Below are 25849 nucleotides of genomic sequence, written 5' to 3'. Positions count from 1 at the left end.
CGGATTGTGCAACACCCTTTAGAGACCGTGCTCGCCGACGGGGCCGACGTTCCAGCCCTGCTCCTCGCAGTGGTCGAGCAGCCGGGGCAGGGCGGCGAGGGTGGCCGTCCAGGAGGCGGGCGCGGAGGTGCAGTCCGAGTCGTGGAGCAGTATCGTGCCGCCGCCGCGCAGGTTGCGGGTGACCGTCTGGAAGACGGAGGTGCCCGTGGCTCCGGCGCGCCAGTCCGCGCCCCAGGAGGTCCAGAGCACCGGGGTCATGCCGAGGCTGCGGGCGGTGGTCAGCGCCGCCGTCGTGGCGATGCCGTACGGCGGGCGGTACCAGCGCGGGGCGACGCCCGTCGACTCCTCGACGAGGTCGCGGGCGCGGGTGAGGTCGTCGCGGGTGGCGCGCGGGGTGCGCACCACCATCGGGCGGTGGAGGTAGCCGTGCACGGCGATCTCGTGGCCCGCGGCGACGATCTCCTTGCCCAGGCCCGGGTCGCGCTCCAGCATGAAGCCGAGCAGGAAGAAGGTGGCCTTGACGTCCCGCTTCTCCAGCAGCCGCAGGAAGCGCGGGGTGGAGATCGGGTCCGGGCCGTCGTCGAAGCTGAGCGCGATGTGGTCCGCCGCGCCCTGGCCGCCGTAGCCGGGGAAGAGCTTGGTGCGCAGCGGCTCCAGCGGCTGGATCGAGGTGAGCGCCGGCGCGGCGTGGGCCAGGGCCAGGCCGCCGGCGATCCCGGCGGCCGTCTTGACGACGCGGTTCATCGCGCGTTCTCCATCTCCATCGAGTCCATCGCCTCCATCGCCGAGGCCAGCGGCAGGACCACGCCGGACGCCGCCTCGGCGAGGTGGGTCAGACCGGCGGACTCCAGCAGCAGCGCCACCGCGTCGACGCCCCAGGGGGCGGGCACGGCGGCCGCGGATCGGACGGCTCGGTCCAGCAGCGGCGCCAGCTCGGCGTGGCTGCGGGCCCAGGGGGCCACGCCGGCCTTGTCCAGCGCGGCCGCGTTGGTCAGGCCGTGGCCGGGGATGGAGCGGTAGGTGATCACCGGGATGCCCGAGGCGACGGCCTCCAGCACGGTGATGCCGCCGGCGTTCTGCACCAGCACGTCGGCGGCGTGCATCAGGCTCGGCATGTCGTCGACCCAGCCGAGCGCGGTGACGCCGGCCTCCTGGAGGCGCCGGCGCAGCGTCTCGTTGCGGCCGCAGACGACGACACAGGTGAAGCGCGGGTCGGCGCCCTGGACGTCGGCGACGGTGCGCTCCAGGTCGCCCGCACCCCAGGAGCCGCCGACCAGCAGCGCGATCTTCGCGTCGTGCTTGAGGCCCCAGCGCTGCCGCGCGGCGGCCCGGGAGGCCTTGCTGACCGGGCGGAAGCGGCGGTCGACCAGCGGCGTGACGACGTGGACGTCCCGGCAGTCGATCTGCTCGGCCTGCTCGGCCGGGACGGTGTGCACGGCCACGTGTGCGTCCACGTACGGGGAGGCCCACAGGCGGTGCACCGAGAAGTCGGTCAGGTAGGTGTGCACCCGCTGCGTCACCTTGCCGCTCTGGCGCAGCCGGCCGAGGACCTGGCTGGCGAGCGGGTAGGTGGAGACGACGATGGCGGTGTCGTCCTTGAGCGCGCGACGCATGGCCCGGCCGGAGAGCCAGGTGAACAGCCGCGCCTGGCCGGCCATCATGCGGGGGTTGTCGAGGCCGCCGTAGAGCAGCTTCCAGGTCCAGGGGGCCCGCTCCAGCATGGTGTGGTACGTGCCCACGAAGAGCTTGCCGCTGCCGCCGGGGAGGAGGTCGAGGAAGTCGTGGCGGTCGACGTTGAGGCCGGCCTCGCGCAGGCGGACCTCGAGCTCCTTGGCCACCGCGTCGTGTCCCGCGCCGACGCTCGCCGACACGATCACGGCACGGGGGGTGCCATGTCCGGAGACGGTACGGCGCTGCAGCGGGAGTCTGATCAGTCGGCCCATGGTGTCGGCGTTCCCCGGTCTTCTCGGCGGTGCGTCGACGCGGCGACCCACCCCGGTGAGCGGATCCGCTGCGACGACACGAACGGACGGTTCCACGCTATTGAGCGGATCCGCGCCTGAAGAGCGCCCGCAGGATGAATCGGCACCCCCCATCCGTAGTCGCGTCGGGTACGCGCAGGGCCCACGTACTCCAAACGGAGTATGCGAGACCTCAGGGTTCGGTCTTGGGAAGGAGACGGCGGCCCGCTACGTCCGCTTCTGCGCCTTTGCGCCCCCGGCGCGCCCTGTCCCCCGGCGGCGGTGGCGCGCGACAGTGGCCGCGTCGGGGCGGCCGCGAGCAGGCGCGATGCGAAGAGCGGGGAAGAGCGGGGGCGCGGATGGGCGGCGCTGGGGTGATCGCGTGGCTGCTGGTGCTGCTCTGCGGCGGCGCCGGGGCCTACTGCGCCGGGCGGCTCTGCCTGCGGCGCGCGGCGCCGGCCGCGCACCGGGCGGCCGACGCGACGGAGGCCGTGATGGGCCTGGGCATGGCCGCGATGGCGGCCGGCCTGGTGACCCCTACGGGTGTCGGGGTGGCCGTCTACGGGTCGGCCGCGCTGGCCTCGCTGGTACTCGCCGCGCTCGCCACCGGGCACCGCGCCCACCACGCGTACCACCTCGTCGGGCACGGCGCGATGGTCTACATGACGGTCGCGATGGCCGCCGCACCGCCCGGGTCCGGCTCGAGCGATCTGGCGGGCATGGCCGGGATGCCCGGGATGCCCGAGCGGGGCGTCCCGGCGGTGACGGGGGCGCTGCTCGTCGCCTGCGTGCTCGTGTCGGTCGGGGCCGGCCTGCGCCTGGTCACGCCGACACTCACCGCACCCGGCGGTGCCGGTACCGCCGTCGGCGTCGCCGCCCGGCCGCTGTGGCGCGCGCCCGCGCTGCCGGACGCCTGCCGGGTCGTCATGGGTCTGTCCATGGCCACGATGCTGGCCCTGCTCTGAACCGGGCCAAACCGAGCCGGACCGGCCCGCGCTCGATTCGTGTCCTGCGTCACTGCTGCGCCGAAAGCGATTCCACCTCGGCCCGGCAGGGCATAAGTTGAGCCCCCACGCACGGATGCGTGCGTCCCGTCCTGCCCCGGAGGAGCCGCAGCGGTGGGAGCCTTGCCCGGACTCGTCGCGCTCGGCGCGGCGCTGGCCCTACTGGGCCCGCGCGCGCTGGTGCGCGCCCGCTGGACGGGCCGGGAGCCGGTGGTCGCCCTGTGGGCCTGGCAGTGCATCGTCGTCGCCGTCCTGCTGTGCTGCGCCTGCGCGCTGGTCCTGACCGGCGCCGCCGCCTGGCCGGCCGTCAGGTCGCTGCTGTTCGCGGGCGCGCCGTCGGGCGTGGAGGCCGCCTACGGCTTCCCCTCCGCCCACCCCTGGGCCATCGCGGCGGCCTTCGTCTTCGCCCTGGGCGGCGTCCGCACCGCGCTGGCGCTGGCCTACGAGCTCGCGGGCGCCCGCGCGGTGCGGCGCCGCCAGCGCCGGCAGCTGGCGCGTCAGGCGCCGGACCTGCACCCGGAGCTGCGGCCGGACCCGGCCCGGTCGGAGCGCTCGGAGCAGCTGGTGGTGCTGGAGAGCGCGGAGCCGCGCGCCTGGGCGCTGCCCGGGCCGGTCCCGCGCATGGTGGTCACCACCGGCGCCCTGCGCCGCCTCAGCGACCGCGAGCTGCAGGCGCTGCTCGCCCACGAGCGCGGCCACGTCCGCGCCCGCCACCACTGGTTGCTCAGCGCCGCCGAGGCGCTGACCGCCGGGTTCCCCGCGGTGCGGCTCTTCGCCCAGTTCCGCGACCAGGTGGGCCGCCTGGTGGAGCTCGCCGCGGACGACTCCGCCGCGCGCCGCCACGGCCGGCTGGCCACGGCGATCGCGCTGGTCGAGCTGAACCCCGAGAGCTCCTGCACGCATCCGCTCGCGCAGATACCCTCGCGCATCGACCGCCTGCTGACGGGCGCGCCCCGCCTGCGGGCCTGGCAGCGCCTCGCGCTGACGGTGGCCGCGCTGGCCCTGCCGCTCACGCCGGTCCTGCTCTCCTTCGCGCCGGGCCTGACCGCGCTCTAGCCGCCGGCGCCGCCCCTGCCCCGGACGGCTAGAACGCGGGGCGACCGCCTCCGAGGCGTAGTGACGCACAGGCACCGAAGGGGCGTCCGGGGAAGCGGCGGATCCCGAGCGCTGCCCAACTTCCCCGCCCTCCTTCGGCGTCTCCAAGGCCATTCTCAGCCACGCGCGCTACGCTTCGGGCGAGGGGCCACTGCTGACGGCTCGTGACTCTCTGTGGGGGCTTCCCCGTGACGGTGTTTCTTCTCGGCGTAGGTGCGGCCTGCCTCCTCGGGCTGGGTTTCGTCCTGCAGCAGCACGCGGCGCAGTCCGCGCCGCGCGAGCAGCTGCTGTCGTTCCGGCTGCTCCTGGGGCTGATGCGGTCGCGCGAGTGGCAGCTCGGCATCGCCCTGATGATCTGCGGCCAGGTGCTCAGCGCGCTCGCGCTCAACGCCGGAAGGATCTCCCTGGTCGAGCCGCTGCTCGCGACGAACCTGCTGTTCGCGATGGCACTGGCCCGCCGGATCACCCGGCAGACCCTGGGAGCCTCCGGCTGGGGCGGCGTGCTGCTGCTCGCCGCCGGGGTGACGGTCTTCATCCTCAGCGGAGCGCCCACCGGCGGCGGCACGGAGAAGGGCGCGCTGCGGCACTGGCTGGTCTTCGGGATCGTGGCGGGGCTGGCCCTGCTGCTGGTCTCGCTGGCCAAGCGGCTGCCCCGGGTCCGGGAGGCCACCCTGCTGGCTCTCGCCGCCGGGCTGCTGTACGGCCTCCAGGACGCGCTGACCCGCACCGCGGGCCTGCGCCTCGACCACGGCGGCCTGCGCGCACTGCTGGTCAGCTGGCAGCCCTACGCCGTGCTCCTGATCGGCATCGTCGGACTGATCCTGGTACAGAGTGCCTTCGAGTCCGCGCCGCTGAAGATGTCCCTCCCGGCCCTCACCGCCGCGCAGCCCCTCGCGGGCATCGCCTGCGGCGTCGGCTTCCTCGGCGACCGCCTCGTGCTCACCCCGGGCGCGCTGGCGGGCGAGGCCTTCGGCCTGGCCTGCATCGTGTTGGGCGTCGTGGTCATCGGCCGCCACCCCGCCCTCCCGGACGCCTGCCTGGAGTCGCTGCGCCGGCAGGCGGCCGCCGAACGGGAGATGTCCGGCACCCGCTGATCCGGGCGCCGACCACCGCGGAGTACTACCGGTAGTACTCCCCCATCAGTTCCGTTGCCCAGGCAGGCTGGCGGGTCCCACCGCGCGGGCCGAACTCGTCCATCCAGGGCTTGAGGTCGAGCACCGGCGTGCCGGCGACCGCGTCGAGGCCGCGCACGTGCACGTCGAGGCCGTCGATCCGGACGAGCTCGCAGCGCGAGACGCCGAGGCGGTTGGGGCGGTTCTTGCCGCGCTGGGCGAAGATGCCGACCAGGGGCCAGTCCTCGCGCCCGCGGGGCCGACGGGCGCCGGTCTCGACCCTGGCCTCGGGGACGAGGTGGAACTGGAAGACCACCTCGAGGTGGGAGAAGTCGCCGAGGCCGGCGAGCGCCTCCGGGCCGTATCGGTCCGCGTCCAGGCGGATCACGGCCGTGACCGACCCCCAGTGGTCGTCGCGGACCTCGTCCCGGCCCCCGACGACGTGGCCGACGGGCGTCAGCGGGACGATCGGCTCGCTGCTCATGCGCGCTGCTCCGAGCGGGGGTGGAGGAGGAGGGCCCGGCGAGCCCCCCGTGCCCGCGGACCGTCTGTGTGCCACGCGTATATTGACGCCAGGCCAACGGCCAGGCCAATGAGCGCGGGAGCACCATGTCACCACGGCGGGCGGCAGTCAACGAGGTCATGCGGGCCCGGTCCCGCGAGCGCATCATGCAGGCGGCCGTGGAGCTCGTGGACCGGCGCGGGTTCACCAAGGTGACGCTCGGTGACATCGCGGAGCGGGCCGGGGTGGCCCGGGGGCTGGTGTCGTACTACTTCCCCGGCAAGCGCTTCCTGCTGCAGACGGCGATGCACCGGCACATGCACCTGACCCTGGCCGCCGCGCTGCGGACCCTGGAGGACAAGGAGAGCCCGCGTCACTCCGAGGATCCGGACGTCTGGCTCGCCACGGCGATCGACGCGGTCACCGGCCTGGCGGTGGACCAGCCGACCCTGATGCGCACCCATCTGGCCCTGATCCTGGCGCCCATGGAGGGCGTCTTCGTGCAGGACGAGGAGCAGCGGGAACTGGGCCGGCTGCTCCAGGAGGTGTTGCGGCGGCGCGGCTCCACCGATCCGCACGCCGACCACGCGGTGCTGCGCAGCGCGCTGATGGGTGCGTGTATCGGGATGCTGCTGCCGGGCGCGGAGGCGCCGCCGGAGCTGATCCGCGCGGACCTGTTCGCCCGCTACGGCCTGGACCCCGCCCTCGGACCGCGCGCCCCGCAGCTGCCCGCCGCCGGGTGAAGCCCAGGACACCCCTTGAAGCTCAGGACTCCTTGAGCAGGCCCGAGAGCAGCTCGACGGTCTGCTCGGGGGTGAGGCTGTCAACGCTGAGCCGCTCCATCACCTGGATGTAGGCGTCCACGTCGTCGCGCTTGTCGAGGTAGAGCGCGCTGGTGAGCTGCTCCAGGTAGACGACGTCCGGGAGGTCCTGCTCCGGGAAGCGGAGGATGGAGAAGGCGCCCGTCTCTGCGGCGTGGCCGCCGAAGCGGAACGGCATGACCTGCAGCACGATGTTGGGGAACTCGGACACCTCGATCAGGTGCTGCACCTGAGCCCGCATCACCTCCCGGCCGCCGATCGGCCGGCGCAGCGCCGCCTCGTCGATGACGGCCCACAGGCGGGGACCGGTGCCCTCGGTGACCATGCGCTGACGGCGCATCCGCAGGTCGACGCGGTGCTCGATCTCCTCGCTCTGCATATGAGGCCGGTTCAGGCCCATGATGCTGCGGGCGTAGTCGGCGGTCTGCAGCAGGCCGGGGATGAACTGCACCTCGTAGGTGCGGATCAGGGCCGCGGACTCCTCCAGGCCGACGTAGGTCTGGAACCAGTTGGGCATGGCGTCGCTGAAGCTGTGCCACCACCCGTTCTGGTTCGCCTCGCGCACCAGGGTGAGGAGCTGGCCGCGCTCCGACTCGTCGACACCGTAGAGACTGAGCAGATCCACGACGTCCCGCTCCTTGAAGCTGACGCGACCCAACTCCATGCGGCTGATCTTGGACTCGGAGGCCCGGATCGTGTAGCCGGCGTCCTCGCGGGAGATGCCCTTGGCCTCGCGCAGGCGGCGAAGCTGGGAGCCGAGGAGGATGCGGCGGACCATCGAACCGCCCCCCGGCTGAACCGTGGTCATTCCGTCGAACCTCCACCCGCTGGCTACCAGGGCCAGTCTGCCACTGTCAGGCACTGCCCGGGCGCGCATCGTGCCCGGTTGTTCACACATCGGTCAAGATTGGCGCGCGGGCATGCCATGCCCATCGCACTGTGCAATCACATGATGACACTCTGCACGGGAATCTGCACGTGCATCTGCAAGCAATGCGAATGCACGTGAATCCACTCTTGCATCTGACGTATGCGAAGAGGACCATGGAGCACGTGCACCTGCACGCCCCGAGGCAATCCGCCGAGAACGCCGAGATTCCGCCCCGCGCGCCGACCGCGAACGGGGCCGCGCCCGCATGGGAGGAGCTCTTCATGGGCCTGAGCCCGGCGGTGGCAGCGGACCGTGAGTCGATCGTGAGCTGTGCGTTGGCACCGCGTCACGAATCGGTCCGCACGGCACGCGAGTTCACCCGGCTGACGCTCAACCGCTGGGAGCTCGGCGACCTCTTCGACGATGTCGCCCTGGTGGCAAGCGAGTTGGTGACCAACGCGCTGCGCTACGGGCTCCCCTCGGTGGTTCCCGAGCAGCGCGGCTGCTGGCCGCGCCGCGGCACCGCGAGCCCGATCGGCGACCGGATGGACGCGGCGGCCGACACCGACCTCCCGGCCCCGCTGATCCGCCTCAGCCTGGTACGCAACGAACCCCAGGTCGTCTGCGCGGTGAGCGACCCCAGCGAGCGCGGCCCGGTGCCGCGCGAGGCCGACTGGATAGCGGAGTCCGGCCGCGGGCTGCATCTGGTGGAGTCCTTCAGTCAGTCGTGGGGGTGGCACCCGATCGCCGTCGGCAAGGTGGTCTGGGCGGTCTTCGAACTCCGCGCCACCTAGCCGGTACGCGAGAAGGCCCAGGAGCGCGGCTCCCGGGCCTTGTTTCTTCCTTCGGGTGGATCGTTCGCCGCGCCCTTGCGCTCACTCGGCCAGGTGGTCGAACTCCCCGGCCTTGACCCCGTGCAACAGGGCCACGATCTCCGCCTTGGTGTAGATCAGTGCCGGCCCGTCGGGGAAGCGGGAGTTGCGCACCGCGACGTCCCCGTCGGCCAGCCGCGCCAGCTCGACGCAGTTGCCCTGAGAGTTGCTCATCCGAGCCTTCTGCCAGACCACTCCCTCAAGTTCCGTGGCGGCGATGCCGTTGTGGATGCGACGCATAGGTATCTCCCCGGATCGTGCGAGCGGTGCACCATGCAGCGGTCTCACTGCCGGTGATGATATCGCCAGTGCACGTGCACGTGCAGGTGCTTATGCGTGTGCACATGCGTTTACATGAGGTGACAGATTCCTTTACACCGCAGGGAGTTGACCGCCCTAATCGGGCAAATCCGGGCGGACCGTTGTCGCTCTCGGCTACCGGCACACTCCAACGTGCCAAAACAGCAGGTCATGATCGACAGCATGGAACTCCCCCGTGACACACAGTCAGTAATCATGTGCCGCTTCCATCTATGTGACGCTGCTCACGCCCACACGGTTCAATCAACGGGTATAAGGACACCCGGCTCCCTTCCGGGGAACGGATGACCTACGATCGTCCCCCATGAGCACTGCCGCGACTCCCAGCACGCCGCTGCCTGTCCGTACGCCCAGCGCCCGCGCGAAGGGGCGTCACCGTCGACCCGAGCGCCCCGAGCTGCCCGAAGGGGCGCCGGCGCTGCTGCTCGCGGTCCCCGCGCCCGCGTCCACCGAGGCCCGGCAGCTGGCCGAGGAGATCGCCACGCTGATCCGGCTGGAGCACCCCGGCATCGAGGTCTCCCCCGCGTACCTCACCGCGGGCGAGGACGACGGCCCCTACACCTGCCGTGGCCTCGCGGACGTGCTGACGGCCTCGCTGGAGGCCGGTACGCCCCCGATCGTCGTTCCCCTCTCCCCCGGCCCCTTCACGGAGCTGGACGCCGTGCTGGCGCCGTTCGAGGGCGTGACCCTGACGGACACCCTCGGCCCGCACCCGCTGCTCGCCGAGGCCGTCCACGTCCGCCTCAGCGAGGCGGGCCTCGCGCGCGCCGACCGCGCGCGCCTGTTCGCCATCAACACCTCCGCCGACGGCATCGTCCTGGCCGGCGCGGGCGGCCCCGAGGCACTGGAGCTCGCCGAGGTCACCGCGGTCCTCCTCGCCGCGCGCCTGGCCGTCCCGGTCGTGGCCGCCTCGCTCGACTCCGCGGAGTCCATCGCCGCGGCCGTCACCCACCTCCGCGACACGGGCTGTGTCCAGCCCGCCCTCGCCCCCTACCTCCTCGGCCCCGAGGTCCCCGCCGACGCCCTCAAGGCCGTCGCCGAGGCGATCGACTGCGCCACCGCCGAGCCGATCGGCGCGTACGCCTCCGTCGCCCGCCTCGCCCTGGGCCTCTACCTCCGCGCCCTCGGCATCCCGGCCGAGGGCCTGTAAGGCCTCGCACGTCAGGTAGTTGCACGACCCAGGGGCGCGGAGCCGCACCGACCTGCGGGTCCGCCGCGCGGACGTGACGTGTCACGGATGCTCCCGCAAGTCGTTGCACTATCCAGGGGCGCGGGGCTGCACCGATCTGCGGCTCCGCCGCACGGGCGCGACGTGTCACGGATGCTCCCGCAAGTCGTTGCACTATCCAGGGGCGCGAGGAACTGCGCGACGAGCCAACTGGCGTGCGGATGGTCCTCAACGCACAGGGCCATCCGCTCAGGGTGGTTTCTCGCGCAGTTCCCCGCGCCCCTAGCGTGCTGCGGCTGCCTGCAGGAGCGCATGCAACCGTGCTCGCGCCCCTAGCGTGCTGAAACTACCCGCGGGAGCCTGTGGAGCCGCGGACGACCAGCTCGGGTTGGAAGACGAACTCGCCCCGCTGGGCGGGGTTGCCGCCGATCTCCTCGAGGAGGACGTTGACCGCGGCGGCGCCCATCGCCTCGACCGGCTGGCGGATCGTGGTCAGTGGCGGGTCGGCGAAGGCGATGAGCGGGGAGTCGTCGAAGCCGACGACGGAGATGTCCTTCGGGACCGCCAGCCCCCTCGCCCGCGCACCGCGAATCGCGCCGAAGGCCATCAGATCGCTGCCGCAGACGATCGCTGTACAGCCCTTGTCCAGCAGGACGTTCGCCGCGGCCTGGCCGCCCTCCACGGTGAAGAGCGAGTGCTGGATCAGGTCCAGGCTCTGCTCCTCCGAGAAACCGAGGACCTCCGCCAGCGCGGCGACGAAGCCCTCCTCCTTGCGCAGGACCGGGACGAAACGCGCCGGGCCGACGGCCAGGCCGATGCGTTCGTGGCCGAGCCCGGCCAGATGGCGGACCGCCATCCACATCGCGGCGCGGTCGTCGGGGGAGATGAACGGCGCAGCCACCTTCTCGCTGTAGCCGTTGATCATCACGAAGGGCACGCCCTGCCCCTGCAGCTTGTCGTAGCGCGCCGTGTCGGCCGTGGTGTCGGCGTGCAGGCCGGAGACGAACACGATGCCGGTGACGCCGCGTTCGACCAGCATCTCGACGAGCTCGTCCTCCGTGGAGCCGCCGGGGGTCTGCGTGCAGAGCACGGGCGTGTAGCCGTAGCGCGTCAGCACCTGCTCGATGACCTGGGCCAGCGCCGGGAAGATGGGGTTGCTGAGCTCGGGCGTGATCAGCCCGATCAGGCCCGCGCTGCGCTGCCGCAGGCGCGTGGGGCGCTCGTAGCCGAGCACGTCGAGGGCGGCGAGGACCGACTGCCGGGTCGCCGCCGCCACTCCGGGCTTTCCGTTCAGCACACGGGAGACGGTGGCCTCGGAGACCCCCGCCTGCGCCGCGATGTCCGCCAACCGCGCTGTGTTCACGGCACCGAAGCCTATTGCACGGACAGCCGTTCGCCTGCTGTTTCGTCAGGCCGGGAGCTGACGGATCGGCGCGGGAGCCGCCACGAGAGCGCCAGCGCGACGAGCGCGGCCAGGGCCGGGACGTGGTAGCCGGTGCCGGCCGGTGCGTGGTCGACGAGCCAGCCGCCCGCCGCCTGCCCGGCGGAGATGCCGACGAGGAGGCCGGTCGTGGTCCAGGTGAAACCCTCGGTCAGGCGCCCGGCGGGTACCAGCTCGGCCACCAGGCCCATGCTGGTGGACATCGTCGGGGCCGTCGCGAAGCCCGCGACCAGCAGCAGCAGTCCGACCGTCCACAGGCCCCCGGCCAGCGGCAGCGGAGCCAGCGTCACGGCCATCGCGGCCAGCGCCCAGCGCAGCCGCACCACGGCCCGACCGCGCGGCTTCCACAGGCCGAGCAGGACGCCGGAGAGGGCCGAGCCGAGGGCGTAGCAGGCGAGCACCGCGCCCACCGCGGCCTTGTGGCCGTGGGCCTGGGCGAAGCCGATGGTGGTGATCTCCATGGTGCCGAAGACGACGCCGGTCGCCGTGAGCATCAGCACCAGCGCCGCGACGCCGGGAGACCGCAGCGCGCCGGGCCCCGATGCCGCGTCGGCCCGGCAGGACGCCGGCGGCTCGGTGCGGCGCTGCGTGGCCAGGGCCAGCACGCCCACCAGGGAGACCAGCGAGGCCGTCACGTATCCGGCGAGCGGGGAGACCCCCGCCGCCAGCGCCGTCGCCGCCAGCGGGCCGAGGACGAAGCAGAGTTCGTCGACGACGCCCTCGTACGCGTAGGCGGTGTGCAGCACCGCCTCGTCGCCACGGTGCAGGAATGCCCAGCGGGCGCGGGCCAGGGAGCCGGTGTTGGGGCCGAGGCCGCTGACCGCGCAGGCCATCAGGTAGAGCCAGACAGGTGCGTGCAGCTCCAGGCTGAGCAGCACGCCGAGCGAGCCGGCCGTGGCCAGCAGCACCGCCGGGACGGTGACCCGGGACTGGCCGTGCCGGTCCACCAGCCGGGCCTGCCAGGGCCCGGCGAGGGCCACGGTGACCAGCGTCGCCGCGCCGCCCACGCCGGCCAGGCTGTACGAGCCGTACAGCGAGGTGACCAGCAGGGTCGCCGCGAGCGAGAACATCCCGGAGGGGAACCGCGCCACGAGCACGGCCAGCGTGAAACCGACCGCGCCGCGTGGGGCGAACAGCGCGCGGTAGGACATCAGCGGGCGCCGGAGGGGCGGGCGCCCGTCGAGCCGCGGACCACGAGCTCCGGCTGGAAGACGAACTCGGCCCGGTGGGCAGGTGTTCCGCTGATCTCCTCCAGCAGCGCGTCCACCGCCGCCTGGCCCATGGCCTCCACCGGCTTGCGGATGGTGGTCAACGGCGGGTCGGCGAAGGCGATCAGCGGGGAGTCGTCGAAGCCGACCACCGAGAAGTCGCCCGGGACGGAGAGCCCCCGCTGCCGGGCGGCCCGGATCACGCCGAAGGCCATCAGGTCGCTGCCGCAGACGACCGCCGTGCAGCCCTTGTCCAACAGCCGTGCCCCGGCGGCGTGTCCGCCCTCGACGGTGAAGAGCGAGTGCTGCACCAGGTCCTGCGCACCCTGCTCGGTCAGCCCGAGCAGCTCCTGCGCGGCGGCGGTGAAGCCCTCCAACTTGCGGGCCACCGGCACGAAACGGGACGGGCCGACGGCCAGACCGACCTTCTCGTGGCCGAGTTCGGCGAGGTGCCGCAGAGCCATCCACATCGCGGCGCCGTCGTCGGGCGAGACGAAGGAGGCGTCGATGCGCTCGCTGAAGCCGTCGATCAGCACGAACGGGACGCCCCGGCCGGCGAGCCGAGCGTAGCGCTCGTGGTCGGCGCTGGTGTCGGCGTGCAGGCCGGAGACGAACACGATGCCGGTGACGCCGCGTTCGACGAGCAGCTCGACCAGCTCGTCCTCGGTCGAGCCGCCGGGCGTCTGGGTGCACAGCACGGGCGTGTAGCCGTGCCGGGTCAGCACCTGCTCGATGACCTGGGCCAGGGCCGGGAAGATGGGGTTGCTGAGCTCGGGCGTGATCAGCCCGATCAGGCCCGCGCTGCGCTGCCGCAGCTTGACCGGCCGGTCGTAGCCGAGCACGTCGAGGGCGGCGAGCACGGTCTGCCGGGTGGCGCCGGAGACGCCCGCCTTGCCGTTGAGCACGCGCGAGACCGTCGCCTCGCTGACGCCGGCCTGGGCGGCGATGTCCGCCAGCCGGGCCGGGGCCGGCGGCGGGCCACCCTGTGCGGACCCAGGTGAGGGGACCTGAGAGGGAAGCGTCATCTCAGAGCGACCACCAGACGGTCGTGTCGGCCGGGATCACGATCTCCCCGCCGCTCTCGACCGGCTCCTCGCCCGAGGTGAGCAGCAGCCGACCAGGCACGGGCAGCCGCACGGGCGAGGAGCCGGTGTTGGCCACGCAGACGAAGGCACCGTCCGCGTGGGTCCGGCGGAAGGCCAGCGCCCCGGCGGGAGCGTCCAGCCACTCGACGCCGTCACCCGCGCCCAGCGCCGGGTGTGCGGCCCGGATCGCCAGCGCGGAGCGGTACAGCTCCAGCGTCGAGGTCGGGTCGCCGGTCTGCACCTCGACGCTGAGCTCGGCCCAGGAGTCCGGCTGCGGCAGCCAGCTGGGGCCGTCCGTGACGGGACCGAAGCCGTAGGGGGCCTCGCCCCCGGACCACGGGATCGGCACCCGGCAGCCGTCCCGGAAGCCGTCCTGGCCGCTGGCGCGGTGGAACGACGGGTCCTGACGCACCGCGTCGGGCAGGTCGGTGACGTCCGGCAGGCCGAGCTCCTCGCCCTGGTAGACGTAGGCGGAGCCGGGCAGCGCCAGCATCAGCACGGTGGCGGCGCGGGCCCGGCGCAGGCCGAGGGCGCGGTCGCCGGCGGTGCGGATCTGGGTGGCCTCGGTCGGCGGGTTGGCGAAGCGGGTGGCGTGCCGGGTGACGTCGTGGTTGGACAGCACCCAGGTGGCGGGCGCGCCGACCGGCCGCATCGCCTCCAGCGTCAGGTCGACCACGTCGCGCAGCTTCTCGGCGACCCACGGGGTGGCCAGGTACTGGAAGTTGAAGGCCTGGTGCAGCTCGTCGGAGCGGACGTAGTTGGCGGTGCGGTCCACCGTCGGGGTCCACGCCTCGGCGACGAAGATGCGCTCGCCCGGGTACTCGTCCAGGATGGGCCGCCAGGAGCGGTAGATCTCGTGGACGCCGTCCTGGTCGAAGAAGGGCATGGTGTCGTTGCCGAGCAGCTTCAACTGGTCGTGCACGCCCAGGTCGGGCAGGCCCTCGGCCTTGACCAGGCCGTGGGCGACGTCGATGCGGAAGCCGTCCACGCCGAGGTCAAGCCAGAAGCGCAGGATGGAGCGGAACTCGTCGGCGACCGCCGGGTGCTCCCAGTTGAAGTCGGGCTGCTCCGGCGCGAACAGGTGCAGGTACCACTCCCCCGCCGTGCCGTCCGGCTCGGTGACCCGGGTCCAGGCCGGGCCGCCGAAGATGGACTCCCAGTCGTTGGGCGGCAGTTCGCCGTTCTCGCCCTGGCCGGCGCGGAAGTGGAAGCGCTTGCGCAGCGCGGAGCCGGGGCCCTCACGCAGCGCCTGCTGGAACCACTCGTGCTGGTCGGAGCAGTGGTTCGGCACCAGGTCGAAGACGACCCGCAGACCGAGCGCGTGCGCGTCCTCGATCAGCCCTGCGGCGTCGGCGAGTTCGCCGAACATCGGGTCGACCCGGCGGTAGTCGGAGACGTCGTAGCCGGCGTCGGCCTGCGGGGAGGCGTAGAACGGCGAGAGCCAGACCGCGTCGACACCCAGGTCGCGCAGGTAGGGCAGCCGGGCACGGATGCCCGCCAGGTCGCCCATGCCGTCGCCGTTCGCGTCGGCGAAGCTGCGCGGGTAGACCTGGTAGATCACCGCCTCGCGCCACCAGCCGGTTCTCCGCTGCGCGTTGGGCTCACCTTCACCACGTGCGGCGGGGCGGGCCGGAACGACGAGATGCTGGGTCATGAGATCCCTTGGGTGCGAGAGATGCGGAGAAGTGACTGGCGGTCAGATTACGGGCCGGGGTGACGGGCGGGGTTCGCCCGTTCAGCCCTTGGTCCCGCCGGCGGTGAGGCCGGTCACCAGGTGCTTCTGGACCAGGTAGAAGAAGACGCCGGCCGGGATGGCGATCAGCACACCCGTCGCGGCGAGGTAGTTCCACTGCGAGTTGTACTGGCTGACGAAGGTCTGCAGGCCGACGGAGAGCGTGAACTTGTCGGGCGACAACAGGAAGTAGGACGCGAAGGCGACCTCTCCCCATGCGGTCAGGAAGGTGTAGAACGCCGCGACCGCCAGGCCCGGCCGGGCCAGCGGCAGGATCAGCCGCCAGAAGGTGCCGAACGGGCTGAGTCCGTCGATCCGGCCGGCCTCGTCGATGTCCACCGGGATGGTGTCGAAGTAGCCCTTGAGCAGCCAGGCACAGTAGGGCACGGCCGTGGTGCAGTAGACCAGGATCAGGCCCGGGTAGGTGTCCAGCAGCTTGGTGTTGGCCAGGATCTTGTACAGCGGCACGATCAGCACCGACACCGGGAACATCTGGGTCAGCAGGAAGGTGTACATCAGGCTGCCGCGGCCCAGGAACCTGATCCGGGAGACGGCGTAGCCGGCGCTCGCGGCGACCAGCACGCCGACGACGGTGGTGCCGAGCGCGACGATGGTGGAGTTGCCGAGCCAGGTGAAGAAGTCGGTGTGGTTCAACACGTGGCTGTAGTTGGACAGTGTCGGGTGCGCGGCGATCCGTTGCGGGTGCTGGTAGTCGTACTCGCCGCCGCCCAGGGAGACGTAGGCGACCCAGGCCACCGGGAACGCGGCGACGAAGGCGGCGATCGCGAGCACGGAGTGGAGCCCGACGGAGGCGAGCGGGCCGCGCTGCCCACGGCCGAGGTGCTTCTTGCTGGTCGTCTCGCTGCTCATGCCTGCGCTCCCTGCATGCGCCGGATCCAGCGCCGGTAGAACTCGGTGAAGACGATGAGGATGGACAGGCACAGCACGCCGACCGTCGCGGCGCCCGCGTAGTCCATCGGGTTCTGGCCGAAGAAGAGCCGGTAGGAGTAGGTCACCAGGATCTGCACGCTGTCGCCGTTGGTGCTGCCGAACAGCAGGAAGATGACGTTGAACTGGTTGAAGGTCCAGATCACGCCGAGCAGGATCAGCGTGCTGCTGACCGGCCGCAGGCCCGGCAGGGTCACGTGGCGGAACCGCTGCCAGGCGGTCGCGCCGTCCATCTCGGCCGCCTCGTAGAGCTCGGCGGGGATGGACTGCAGGCCGCCCAGCATCGAGATCATCATGAACGGCACGCCGACCCAGACGTTGACGCCGATCGCGGCCACCTTCTGCCAGAACGGGTCACTGAGCCAGGCGGGTTGGCCGAGGCCGAGGAAGCCGAGCGCGTGGTTGACCGCGCCGCCGTCGGAGAGCAGCAGCCGCCAGGAGAAGATGGTGACGAAGGTCGGCACGGCCCAGGGCAGCACCAGCAGCACCCGGTAGAAGGTGCGGCCGCGCACCTGCCGGTTGAGCAGCACCGCGAGGCCCAGCCCCAGCGAGACGGTCAGCGCCACGCAGGTGAAGGTCCAGATGATGGTCCACCAGAAGTGCGGCCAGAACTGGTTGTCGGGCCCGGACAGGATGTCGACGTACTGCTTCAACCCGACCCAGCTGAAGGTGTCGGGGATGTGGTTGACGCCGATGGTGTGGCCCACGTTGAGGCTGGTGGCATCGGTGAAGGTGTACATGATGCCGAGGACCAGGGGGTAGGCCACCAGGACACCGAGGATCACCACGACCGGGGCGCACATCGCCCAGGCGTACCAGAACTGGTCGTAGGAGTGCCGGATCCGGCGCAGCGGGCCAGTGCGGCGCCGCGGCTCCTGGGACCGGCGTGGCGTCGCGGCTTCCGCCGGCGCGACCACGGTCATGCTGACACCTCTTCACGCATCAGTTCTGAGTTGGCTGGTACAGCTGCGGGGAGTTCTGCTGGGGGGAGATGCGGGCGGCCGGCCGGCTCCCCCCACCCTCAAGGGGACAGCCGGCCGGCACGGGGATCACTGCGCGGCGTAGTCCGGCAGCAGCTTCTGGGCCTGCACGGTGGTGTTGCTCATGCCCTGCTGGACGCTCTCCTGGCCGCTCAGCATCTTGACCAGCTCGGTGCCGAACGGCGTGTACAGGTCGCTGTAGTGCGCGACGGCCGGGCGCGGCACGCCCGCGGACAGGACGGCCTGGAAGCCGGCGATGCCCGGGTTCGCGGTGACGGCCGAGGTGTAGGCGTCCTGGCGGGTCGGCAGGGTGTCGTTCTTGGTCGCGATGGTGACCTGCGAGGCCGCGGAGGTCATGAAGGCGATGAACTTCTCCGAGGCGGCCTGGTGGGCGGCGTCGGAGCCGGCGTAGGCGATCAGGTTGTGGCCGCCGATCGGCGCACCGGACTTGCCCGCGGAGCCGGCCGGGACGGCGGCGATGCCCAGGTTGGTCTTGTCGCTGAACGAGGCGCCCTTGAAGACGTTGGTGGTCTCCCACGGGCCCTGGATGATGGACGCGACCTTGCCGCTCTCGAAGGCGTCCATGATGTTGGTGTAGCCGTTGGGCGTGGTGTCCAGCTTGGAGACGCCCGGGGCGACGACCAGGTCCTTGATGGTGTTGACGGCCTTGACGGCCGCCGCGGAGTTGAACTCCAGCTTCTTGCTCGCCGGGTCGAGCATGTCGGTGCCCTCGCCGAACAGGAACGGCATCGCGTAGTAGGACGCGGGGTTGAAGGCGAAGCCGTCCACCCCGTCCTTCTGCTTGACCAGCGCGGCGTCGGCCTTGAGCTCGTCCCAGGTCTTCGGCGCGGTGGTGATGCCGGCCTTGGTGAAGAGCTGCTTGTTGTACATCAGCGCGAGGGTGTCGGTGACCTCGGGAACGCCGTAGAGCTTGCCCTGGTAGGTGGCCTGCTGGATGAGCTGCGGCTCGAAGGAGGACTTGTCGGCGGCGGCCGGGGTGCCGTCGAGCGGGGCCAGGAAGCCCTGCTGCGCGAAGCCGGCGAGCCAGCCCACGTCGGAGCGCATGACGTCCGGGGCGCCCTTGCCGGCGGCCGCGGCGGCGGTGAACTTGGTCTGCGCGGTGGCGAACGGCACGCTGACGTAGTTGACCTTGATGGTCGGGTTGGCCTGCTCGAACTGGGCGACCAGGGCCTTGTAGGTCGGGGCCTCGTTCGTCGCGTCCGAGGTGTCCCACCAGGTGATGGTGACCGGGCCACTGGCCGCCGAGCTGCCGGACGCGGTCCCGCCGGAGGAACCGCAAGCGCTTGCAGAAACCGCTATCGCCGTCGCCAGAACGGCCGCCGCAATGCCACGACGCATCGTGCACTCCTTCAGGGGTGGGATGCCCAGAGCCGCACTGCCGCTGGGCTTGGGGAGGAACGTAACAGCGGTGTTAGCGCCCTGGAAAGTCCTTGCAGCAATTTTCTGCAAGACGGCGGGATCGTTACCTGCGCGTGTCCCGCGTGTTGCCGCAAGACGACCGCAGGCGCCCGGCCCAAAGGAGTGATCCGCCGGTCAGAGCGTTGACGGCGGCGCTGAAGCTTGCTGCAAAACCCTACGGAAGGAGCTCGCGGAGCAGCTGCGCGAGGTGCATCGCCCTGCGGCCGTCGGCGAGTTGGGCGATCTGGATGCGGCAGCTGAAACCGTCCGCCAGCACCCGGGCCGCGGGCTCGGCGCGCAGCGCAGGCAGCAGCACCCGCTCCGCCGAGGCAACCGAGACCTCGTGGTGGCCGCGCTCGAACCCGAAGTTCCCCGCCAGCCCGCAGCAGGACGGCGGCAGCCGCCGCACGTCCAGCCCCGCCCGCGCCGCGACCCGCTCGTCCGCGGCGACGCCCAGCACGGCGTGCTGATGGCAGTGCGTCTGCGCGAGGGCGCCGCGCAGCTCCGCTCTCGCGGGCGGGAGGTCCTCCAGCGCGGCGTGCTCGTCGAGGAACTCGGCGAACGTGCGGACCTTGGCGGCGAGTTGGGCGGCCCGAGGGTCGTCGGGCAGGTGGCGCGGCAGCTCCTCGCGCAGCGCCGCCGCGCAGCTGGGTTCGAGCACGACGACCGGCAGGTCGGCCGACGTCCTGGCGAGGACGCCGAGCGTGCGGGCCATGGTGCGCCGGGCGGCGTCGAGACGGCCGGTGCTGACCTGGGTCAGCCCGCAGCAGACGGGCCCCGCTGGCAGCAGCGGCCGGAAGCCGAGCCGGGTCAGCACCTGCGCGCCCGCCTCCAGCACGTCGGGGTCGAGGTGGTTGCCGAAGGTGTCGGGCCAGAGCAGCACCGGCTGCGCCGGGCTCGGGCACGGCCGGTAGGTCTGCGTGAAGGAGCGGGCCGGGATCGGCGGCAGCGGTCGCTCGGGGGCGGTTCCGGCGAGCACTCGGGCCGCCGCCGCGAGCGGACGGACGCGGAGGGCGCGAGAGGCGACGCGGCCGGCGCCCGGGACGGCGTGCAGCAGCCGGAGCAGGCGCGGGAGGCTGCCGAGGGCGTAGTGGGCGCGAGGCCGGAGGCGACGCCGGTAGTGCCGGTGCAGGAACTCTGACTTGTAGGTCGCCATGTCGACATGGACCGGGCAGTCGCTCGCGCAGCCCTTGCAGGACAGGCAGAGATCCAGCGCGCCCAGCACCTCGCGGGAGCGCCAGCCGTCCGTGATCGGCCCCTCCCCCGTCACCGTCCCGCGCAGCAGCTCGCCCAGCAGGCGGGCACGGCCCCGGGTCGAGTGGCGCTCGTCGCGGGTGGCGGCGTAGCTCGGGCACATCACCGCCGCCGGGTCGTCCGCGACGCACGCCCCGACGCCGACGCAGCGGCGCGCGCCGTCCGCGAGCGGCAGGGTGCGCGGCAGCCCCGGCTGCCGCAGGTCGGCGTCGAGGGGGCGCGGGTCGACGAGGTTGCCCGGGTTAAGCAGGTTGCCCGGATCGAAGACGGCCTTGAAGCGGGCGAAGAGCGCGAGCACTTCCGGCGGGTACATCAGCCGCAGCAGCTCCGCGCGCGCCTGGCCGTCGCCGTGCTCGCCGGAGAGCGAGCCGCCGTGGCGGACGGCGAGTCCGGCCGCCTCGGTCAGGAAGCGCCGGAACCGGCCGTCGGCCGGGGTGTCCAGCGGGAAGTCCAGCCGAAGGTGTAGGCAGCCCTCGCCGAAGTGCCCGAACGGCGTGCCGCGCAGACCGTGCTCGGCGGTGAGCGCGCGCAGCTCGCGCAGGTAGGGCGCGAGCCGCTGCGGTGGCACCGCGGAGTCCTCCCAGCCGGGCCACGCCTCCTGCCCGTCCGGCCCGCGCGTCGCCGTCCCGGCGGCCGCCTCGCGCACCCGCCACAGCGCCCGCTGCCCCGCCGCGTCCGCGACGACGGCCACGGCCGCGCCCTGCGCCCGCACGGCCCGCTCGATCGCCCGCGCGTGCTCGCCCGCCTCCGCCTCCAGGAAGAGCCACCCGCCGCCCTTGGGCAGCCGCTCGCGCGCCGCGTCGGACCGGATCAGGTCCGCGCCCATCCCCTCCGCCGTCAGTGGCCGCAGCGGCAGCAGTTCGACCACGGCCTCGGCCGCGGCGGTCTCGTCGGCGTACCCCGCCACGACGAGCTCCGTCCGCGCGGGGCGCGGCACCAGAGCGACCGTCGCGCCGAGGACGAGGGCGCAGCTCCCCTCCGTTCCGACCAGCGCCCGCACCAGGTCGAACCCGCGCTCCGGCAGCAGCGCGTCCAGCGCGATCCCGGATCCCCGGCGCGGCAGCGTCGGGAAGTCCTGACGGAGCGTCATGAGGTGTTCTTCGGAAAGCGCGTGGAGTGCGCGGTAGATCTCGCCGGCCCGTCCGGGCGCACGCAGCAGCGCCGCGCGCTCGGCGGCGGTGCGGGGGCCGTGGACGGTCAGTTCGGTGCCGTCGGGCAGCAGCAGGTCCAGCGAGCGGACGTTGTCGGAGGTCCGCCCGTAGGCGACGGAGTGCGCCCCGCAGGAGTCGTTGCCGATCATGCCCCCGAGGGTGCAGCGGCTGTGTGTGGAGGGGTCCGGCCCGAACCTCAGCCCGTACGGGGCGGCGGCCCGCTGGAGCGCGTCGAGCACGACCCCCGGGCCCACGCGGGCGGTCCGCTCCCCCGGATCGACCGCGTCTGCGGCGAGTGCGCCGAGCCCCGCCCGAACGTCCAGCACCAGCGCGCCGGGGCTGATCGCCTGCCCCCCGATACTGGTGCCCGCCCCGCGCGCGAGCACGGGCACCCCGTACTCCCGCGCCAGCGCGACCACCGCCCGCACGTCGTCCGGACTCACGGGCTTCACCACCCCGAGCGGCACCTGCCGGTAGTTCGACGCGTCGTACGCATAGACGCCCCGCTGCGCCGCCCCGAAGTCCACGTCGCCGCGCACGGCGGCGCGCAGCGCCTTCTCGAGACCCGGAACGCTCACCTGATCATTCTGGACCACTTGCACTCCCCAGGGGCGCGAGGCTCTGGGAGCGTGCAACTTCTCAGTCGCGGAAAAGTGCGGCCTTCGCCGCGTTCGCTCCGTCGCACGGGGTCAGCGCGGGGGCGGGCCAGGACAGAAAACCGTTTCTGCTCTGCTCGCCGAAGGCGCACGCGCCGAGGACGCCGGCGGCGAGGTAGCGGCCGGAGCCGATGCCGCCGGCCGTGTTGAGGTCCTGGGCGAGCTGGGTGGCACTCTCCATGCCGTCAGCGACCGCCGGCAGCGCGGGGCAGCGCACCGGCGCGGGGTCGGAGACGTGCGGGGGGCGCCAGTCGACCACGTAGCAGCGCTCCACGTCGACCGACTGGTGGCCGCCGAACGAGCCGGTCGTGGCGTGGCCGGTGATCTGGACGGTGAACCGGGCCTCCGCCGCGCCGAGTGACCGGTCGCCGACCAGGACGGCGCTGAGGCCGGACGAGACCTGGGCGAACCGGGCCTCCGCGGGCGCCCCGTCAGGGGTCAGCTGGCGCAAGGCCATGACCAGCAGACGGGCCTGACCGTCCGCGGCCTGGGCCGCGTGCGCGGAGGTCTGAGCCGCCGTCAGCCAGCCGACCACCTGGCCCACCAGGATCACCGCCGCGAACGCCGCCAGGGTGATGGCGAGGCCGAGCAGGCGGCGCCAGGTGGGCACCGTGAGCCGCTTTGGACGCAGGGGCACCGTGTCGGGGCCGCCGATCACCGCGTCGCCCATGTGTCTCTCGTCACCGCCTTCTCAGGTTCGCGTACTGCCCTGTGTCGCTCCCGTGAAGAACCATTGTGCTGGTAGCGCAGAAGCTTTGGACCCGCGGGTCCGGTATTCGCCTGGTTACGCCAGGGCCGGACCGCGAACCGACGCACGGTCAGCCGCGCGCACACGCGCCGTTCGGCCAGGCGGACGAACCCGTTGGCCTGCGATGTCACTCGTTCGCGTAAGCGGGCCGTCACGGCCGGTGGCGCGCCACGTGGTCGGCTACGGTCGGCCTCGCCATGACGACTCGTGCCATGACGGCCCACGCCGTGGACCCTGCCGTGCCGGTGCGGGCCGCGGCGGTCCCGCCGACGCTCGCCCATCGTGTCCTCTCCCTCCTCGCCGTGGTCGTGCTGTTCCAAGGACTGCCGACGCTGCTGCGGGACGAGGCGGTCTCGCGCGTCTACCTGAGCGTGGGCTTCGGCCTGCTGTACGGGGCGCTGCTGCTGCTGGCCGTGCTGGTGGCGACCGCACGGGGCGACCGGGGGCTGCGGCGCCTGGACGCCGCCGTACTGGGCGCCGCTGTCGTGCGGCTGGCGCTGCAGACGGCGTACGCGGTCAACAGCAGTGCGCAGCCCTACCACGACGACGAGGGCGCGCTGGTGACGACAGCGGCCCGCTCCTTCGCCTCCGGCGGGCACGTCTACGGCGCGCACTTCACCGGCGTCGCGGAGCTGTTCCACGTCGGTACCACGCCGCTGATGGACGGGAGTTCGGCGGACACCTTCGGCTATCCGCCGCTCAGCGTGCTGCTGAACGCCCCGTTCACCGCGCACGGGCTGGTCCCCCTGCCCACGTGGCTGCCGGTGGCGGGGCTGTGGTGCGTCGGCTCGCTGGTGGCCGCCGCCCTGCTGATGTTCCGACGGCTGCCCGCCCCGCTGCGGCCCGCGGCGACGGTGCTGCTGTTCGCGGTGATCTGGATGTTCCCCTACGCCCGCGAGGGCTACCCGGTGTTCCTGACTCTGCCCTTCCTCGTGGTCGTGCTGGCGGGGTGGAGCCGGATCGGCGCGGGTGGGCGGCTGGGCCGCGCCGGGATTCTCTCGGCGGGCTGTCTCGGCGTGGCCGACGCCGCGCACCAACTCGCGTGGTTCCTCACGGTGTTCCTACTGGTCGGCGTCCTGTTGCTACTGCGGGGCGAACAGGGCTACTGGCGGCCTGCCCTCGCGGTGACCGGCCGTTACGTCGGCGTCGCCGCCGGCGTGTTCCTGGTCCTGAACCTGCCCTTCCTGCTCCGCGACGGACGTGCGTGGGGCTCCGGGGTGCTGACCGTGCTGACGCAGCACGCCTCGCCGCAGGGTCTCGGGCCGGTCGACATCAGCCTCTGGCTGACCTCCGGCAGCGGCGCCCCGGGGATGTACTCGGCGGCGGCCGCCGCGGCGCTGCTCGCCACGCTCGCGGCGTTCGTGGTGTGGCCGGCCCGGCTCGCGCCCGCGCTGGCGCTGCTGCCCTGGCCCGCGTTCTTCCTGTCCACTCGCTCCACCGAGACCTACTTCGTGCTGCTGGCCCCGCTCTGGGTGGTCGCGCTGGCCTGCAACGAGCGGGCCCTGTTCGCGACCGCCTGGTCCTGGCGGCCCGCCCCGCTGCGCCGCCACGCGGTCCGGCTGGCCCTGCCGCCCCTGCTGGTGGCCCCCGCTCTCGTGCTGCTGCTGGTGGCGATCCTGACCCCGCCGCCGTTGCGTCTCACCGCCACCGGCTCCGGCCCGCACGCCCCGCACGGCACCCGCCTGACCGGCCTCGACCGGATCACCGCGACCGTCCGCAACACCGGCGGCCGACCGCTGAGGCCGGCCTTCGCGACCAGCGTCACCGCCTGGCTCGACCTCGACTGGCGGATCGTCTCCGGTCCGCGGACCGTTCCGCCGCACGGCAGCGCCGTCTATGTGCTGCGCCGCATCGGCGCTCCGCTGACGCCCAACCCGGCCGGCCCGACCCTGCTGACGATCCTGACCGACGACCCGATGACGCTGACCAACGCCACCGTCCGCCTGCCGGCGGGGCGGTGAGCCGTCAGCTGTACACGGACTCCCGCTCCGTCAGCGCGAGTTCGACCATCTCGACGAGGACCTCCTTGACCGAGTCCCGCTCCCGCGCGTCGAAGAGCACGACCGGCACGTGCGCGCCGAGGTCGAGCGCGTCGCGCACCTGCTCCTCCGGGTAGCGCGGGGCGCCCTCGAAGCAGTTCACCGCGACCACGAACGGGATGCCGCGCCGCTCGAAGTAGTCCACGGACGGGAAGCAGTCCTCCAGCCGCCGGGTGTCCGCGAGCACGACCGCGCCCAGCGCTCCCTGCGCCAGCTCGTCCCACACGAACCAGAACCGGTCCTGTCCGGGGGTCCCGAAGAGGTAGACCGCCAGGCCGGGACGGATGTCGATCCGGCCGAAGTCCATGGCCACCGTGGTGGTGTTCTTCGTCTCCACCCCGTGGGTGTCGTCGACCGGACGCCCGGCCTCGCTCAGCCGCTCCTCCGTACGCAGCGGCCGGATCTCGCTGACGGCTCCGACCAGCGTCGTCTTGCCGGCGCCGAAGCCGCCCGCGACCAAGATCTTGACGGCGACGAACGAGCCGTCTCCCTTCGTGCCACGCATCACGGGCGCATCATAGGCAATCCGGGGGCGCGTGGGGAACCGCACGCCCCCGGATCACGGCTACTTCGGGATCGTCGCCGCCAACTGCGCGAAGCGCTGCAAACTCTGGGTGTACGCCACGGGCGTCACATGCACCGGCCCGGTGTACGGGTGGGTCATGTGGAGCACCATCCACACCCCGAAGCCGACCACCGCGCCCACCAGCCCGAGCGCCACCGCCTCCCGCCGGTGGAAGGTGAGCCCGGCGATCGGTGCGTACAGCAGTACCAGCAGGGCGGTGCAGATCAGCGCGGGATACAGCGGCCAGGGCATCGTCGCCGCGGTGTCGGCCAGGCGGATCTGCCGGGTCGTGTAGACGCCGTTCAGATCACCGAGCTCCTGCTCGCGGGCGCCGGAGGCGGGTTCGGCGAGCACCTGGGCGTGGACGGCGTCCAGCTTCTGCCAGGAAGCGGCACTGGCCTGGCCCCTGGACATCGCGGGCCACTCGTCGTGGATCACCGAGGTCACATAGGAGTGCAGCAGCGGGCGGGTGTGCGCGTCGGCGTCGGTGTAGGCGGCGTTGAGGGCGCGGGCCTCGTCCAGGGTGTGCCCGCGCGCGGTGTTGAGGTTGGCCCAGGACCCCGCGATCAGGAAGGCGGCGATGAGCACGAAGGAGGAGAGCGAGGCCGAGCCGAGGAAGGCGAGGGCGCTGCCGGAGAAGTGGCCCTCGCGGGAGCGGGTGGTGCGTCCGAAGACGGCCAGGACCAGCACCGCGAGCGCGAGACCGACGAGCGCGGCGAACAGGAATCCGAGGCTCAACTCAGCGTCCCCTTCCGAAGATGTTGTGGAAGGCGCCGGCACCGGCGGCGACCAGGGCGGGAATGGTGATGGCCACGTAGACGAAGGCGGCCTGCGCAGCGGCCGGCTGGGCGGCCACCTCGGGCGCCGGGAGCGGGCGGGGCACGGCGGTCGCGGCG

Annotated in this window: 23 protein-coding genes; 7 read left to right on the top strand and 16 right to left on the bottom strand. The window is 72.7% G+C overall.

Annotated features, from left to right (window positions below; translation table 11 throughout):
• Nucleotides 1–18: 18 nt before the first annotated feature.
• Together DN069_RS31560 and DN069_RS31555 are read right to left on the bottom strand one after the other, a co-directional pair.
• Entirely contained in the window at nucleotides 19–744 is a 726-nt protein-coding gene (locus DN069_RS31560) for a polysaccharide deacetylase family protein (protein WP_111506657.1), read from the bottom strand.
• Nucleotides 741–1943: an MGDG synthase family glycosyltransferase gene (locus DN069_RS31555; protein WP_111506656.1), complete on the bottom strand. Its 1203-nt coding sequence runs from the start codon at nucleotides 1941–1943 to the stop codon at nucleotides 741–743. Before DN069_RS31555 ends, DN069_RS31560 begins: the two co-directional genes overlap by 4 nt.
• 377 nt (nucleotides 1944–2320) lie before the next feature.
• On the opposite strand from DN069_RS31555, the gene DN069_RS31550 reads away from it, so the two are divergent.
• The 3 genes from DN069_RS31550 to DN069_RS31540 all read left to right on the top strand — a co-directional run bounded on the left by DN069_RS31550 (nucleotide 2321) and on the right by DN069_RS31540 (nucleotide 5154).
• Nucleotides 2321–2926, top strand: coding sequence for a DUF5134 domain-containing protein (locus DN069_RS31550; protein WP_111506655.1), 606 nt, complete (start codon nucleotides 2321–2323; stop codon nucleotides 2924–2926).
• Between the two features lie 153 nt (nucleotides 2927–3079).
• On the top strand, nucleotides 3080–4021 hold the full coding sequence (locus tag DN069_RS31545) for a M56 family metallopeptidase (RefSeq protein ID WP_207892342.1): 942 nt from the start codon (nucleotides 3080–3082) through the stop codon (nucleotides 4019–4021).
• 227 nt (nucleotides 4022–4248) lie between these two features.
• Nucleotides 4249–5154 carry a DMT family transporter gene (locus DN069_RS31540; protein ID WP_165845724.1) on the top strand — a complete coding sequence of 302 codons (906 nt, stop codon included), beginning with the start codon at nucleotides 4249–4251 and terminating at the stop codon, nucleotides 5152–5154.
• Nucleotides 5155–5179: 25 nt separating this feature from the next.
• Here DN069_RS31540 and DN069_RS31535 read toward each other — a convergent pair whose 3' ends face one another.
• Nucleotides 5180–5656, bottom strand: a complete 477-nt coding sequence (locus DN069_RS31535; RefSeq protein ID WP_111506654.1) for an SAM-dependent methyltransferase — start codon at nucleotides 5654–5656, stop codon at nucleotides 5180–5182.
• 125 nt (nucleotides 5657–5781) lie between these two features.
• Here DN069_RS31535 and DN069_RS31530 point away from each other — a divergent pair, with 125 nt between their 5' ends.
• Nucleotides 5782–6417 (top strand): TetR/AcrR family transcriptional regulator, encoded by a 636-nt coding sequence (locus DN069_RS31530; protein WP_111506653.1) that lies wholly within the window; start codon nucleotides 5782–5784, stop codon nucleotides 6415–6417.
• 22 nt (nucleotides 6418–6439) lie between these two features.
• On the opposite strand, the gene DN069_RS31525 is transcribed toward DN069_RS31530, so the two are convergent.
• On the bottom strand, nucleotides 6440–7303 hold the full coding sequence (locus tag DN069_RS31525; RefSeq protein WP_111506652.1) for a helix-turn-helix domain-containing protein: 864 nt from the start codon (nucleotides 7301–7303) through the stop codon (nucleotides 6440–6442).
• Between the two features lie 344 nt (nucleotides 7304–7647).
• On the opposite strand from DN069_RS31525, the gene DN069_RS31520 reads away from it, so the two are divergent.
• Nucleotides 7648–8160, top strand: a complete 513-nt coding sequence (locus tag DN069_RS31520) for an ATP-binding protein (RefSeq protein WP_111506658.1) — start codon at nucleotides 7648–7650, stop codon at nucleotides 8158–8160.
• Between the two features lie 81 nt (nucleotides 8161–8241).
• Here DN069_RS31520 and DN069_RS31515 read toward each other — a convergent pair whose 3' ends face one another.
• A complete protein-coding gene (locus DN069_RS31515) occupies nucleotides 8242–8478 on the bottom strand; it encodes a DUF397 domain-containing protein (protein WP_042368491.1) in 237 nt (78 codons plus the stop codon).
• A gap of 385 nt (nucleotides 8479–8863) precedes the next feature.
• Here DN069_RS31515 and DN069_RS31510 point away from each other — a divergent pair, with 385 nt between their 5' ends.
• Nucleotides 8864–9709, top strand: a complete 846-nt coding sequence (locus DN069_RS31510; RefSeq protein ID WP_111506651.1) for a sirohydrochlorin chelatase — start codon at nucleotides 8864–8866, stop codon at nucleotides 9707–9709.
• A gap of 364 nt (nucleotides 9710–10073) precedes the next feature.
• On the opposite strand, the gene DN069_RS31505 is transcribed toward DN069_RS31510, so the two are convergent.
• The 9 genes from DN069_RS31505 to DN069_RS31465 all read right to left on the bottom strand — a co-directional run bounded on the left by DN069_RS31505 (nucleotide 10074) and on the right by DN069_RS31465 (nucleotide 22271).
• On the bottom strand, nucleotides 10074–11090 hold the full coding sequence (locus tag DN069_RS31505; RefSeq protein WP_111506650.1) for a LacI family DNA-binding transcriptional regulator: 1017 nt from the start codon (nucleotides 11088–11090) through the stop codon (nucleotides 10074–10076).
• Nucleotides 11091–11101: 11 nt separating this feature from the next.
• Nucleotides 11102–12319, bottom strand: a complete 1218-nt coding sequence (locus tag DN069_RS31500; protein WP_111506649.1) for an MFS transporter — start codon at nucleotides 12317–12319, stop codon at nucleotides 11102–11104.
• The gene (locus DN069_RS31495) at nucleotides 12319–13401 is read right to left on the bottom strand and encodes a LacI family DNA-binding transcriptional regulator (protein ID WP_111506648.1); all 1083 of its coding nucleotides are present in this window, start codon (nucleotides 13399–13401) and stop codon (nucleotides 12319–12321) included. The genes DN069_RS31500 and DN069_RS31495 overlap by 1 nt, the downstream gene beginning before the upstream one ends.
• 1 nt (nucleotide 13402) lies before the next feature.
• Nucleotides 13403–15115 carry a glycoside hydrolase family 13 protein gene (locus DN069_RS31490; RefSeq protein WP_111506647.1) on the bottom strand — a complete coding sequence of 571 codons (1713 nt, stop codon included), beginning with the start codon at nucleotides 15113–15115 and terminating at the stop codon, nucleotides 13403–13405.
• Nucleotides 15116–15196: 81 nt separating this feature from the next.
• Entirely contained in the window at nucleotides 15197–16063 is an 867-nt protein-coding gene (locus DN069_RS31485) for a sugar ABC transporter permease (protein ID WP_111506646.1), read from the bottom strand.
• Nucleotides 16060–17064, bottom strand: coding sequence for a carbohydrate ABC transporter permease (locus tag DN069_RS31480; protein WP_111506645.1), 1005 nt, complete (start codon nucleotides 17062–17064; stop codon nucleotides 16060–16062). Before DN069_RS31480 ends, DN069_RS31485 begins: the two co-directional genes overlap by 4 nt.
• Nucleotides 17065–17190: 126 nt before the next feature.
• Complete coding sequence (locus DN069_RS31475) at nucleotides 17191–18480, bottom strand: extracellular solute-binding protein (protein WP_111506644.1); 1290 nt, start codon at nucleotides 18478–18480, stop codon at nucleotides 17191–17193.
• A 235-nt stretch (nucleotides 18481–18715) separates the two neighbouring features.
• Nucleotides 18716–21523 (bottom strand): FAD-binding and (Fe-S)-binding domain-containing protein, encoded by a 2808-nt coding sequence (locus DN069_RS31470; RefSeq protein ID WP_111506643.1) that lies wholly within the window; start codon nucleotides 21521–21523, stop codon nucleotides 18716–18718.
• Nucleotides 21524–21584: 61 nt separating this feature from the next.
• Nucleotides 21585–22271 (bottom strand): hypothetical protein, encoded by a 687-nt coding sequence (locus DN069_RS31465; protein WP_111506642.1) that lies wholly within the window; start codon nucleotides 22269–22271, stop codon nucleotides 21585–21587.
• 275 nt (nucleotides 22272–22546) lie between these two features.
• Here DN069_RS31465 and DN069_RS31460 point away from each other — a divergent pair, with 275 nt between their 5' ends.
• The gene (locus tag DN069_RS31460) at nucleotides 22547–24310 is read left to right on the top strand and encodes a hypothetical protein (RefSeq protein ID WP_133260102.1); all 1764 of its coding nucleotides are present in this window, start codon (nucleotides 22547–22549) and stop codon (nucleotides 24308–24310) included.
• Nucleotides 24311–24314: 4 nt separating this feature from the next.
• On the opposite strand, the gene DN069_RS31455 is transcribed toward DN069_RS31460, so the two are convergent.
• On the bottom strand, nucleotides 24315–24893 hold the full coding sequence (locus DN069_RS31455) for a GTP-binding protein (protein WP_111506640.1): 579 nt from the start codon (nucleotides 24891–24893) through the stop codon (nucleotides 24315–24317).
• A 60-nt stretch (nucleotides 24894–24953) separates the two neighbouring features.
• Nucleotides 24954–25691 (bottom strand): bestrophin-like domain, encoded by a 738-nt coding sequence (locus DN069_RS31450; RefSeq protein WP_165845723.1) that lies wholly within the window; start codon nucleotides 25689–25691, stop codon nucleotides 24954–24956.
• Nucleotides 25692–25849: the final 158 nt, after the last annotated feature.

Origin of the sequence: Streptacidiphilus pinicola (assembly GCF_003258295.1) — a bacterium.
GTDB classification, from domain to species: domain Bacteria; phylum Actinomycetota; class Actinomycetes; order Streptomycetales; family Streptomycetaceae; genus Streptacidiphilus; species Streptacidiphilus pinicola.
This window is presented reverse-complemented; position numbering and strand designations above follow the sequence as displayed.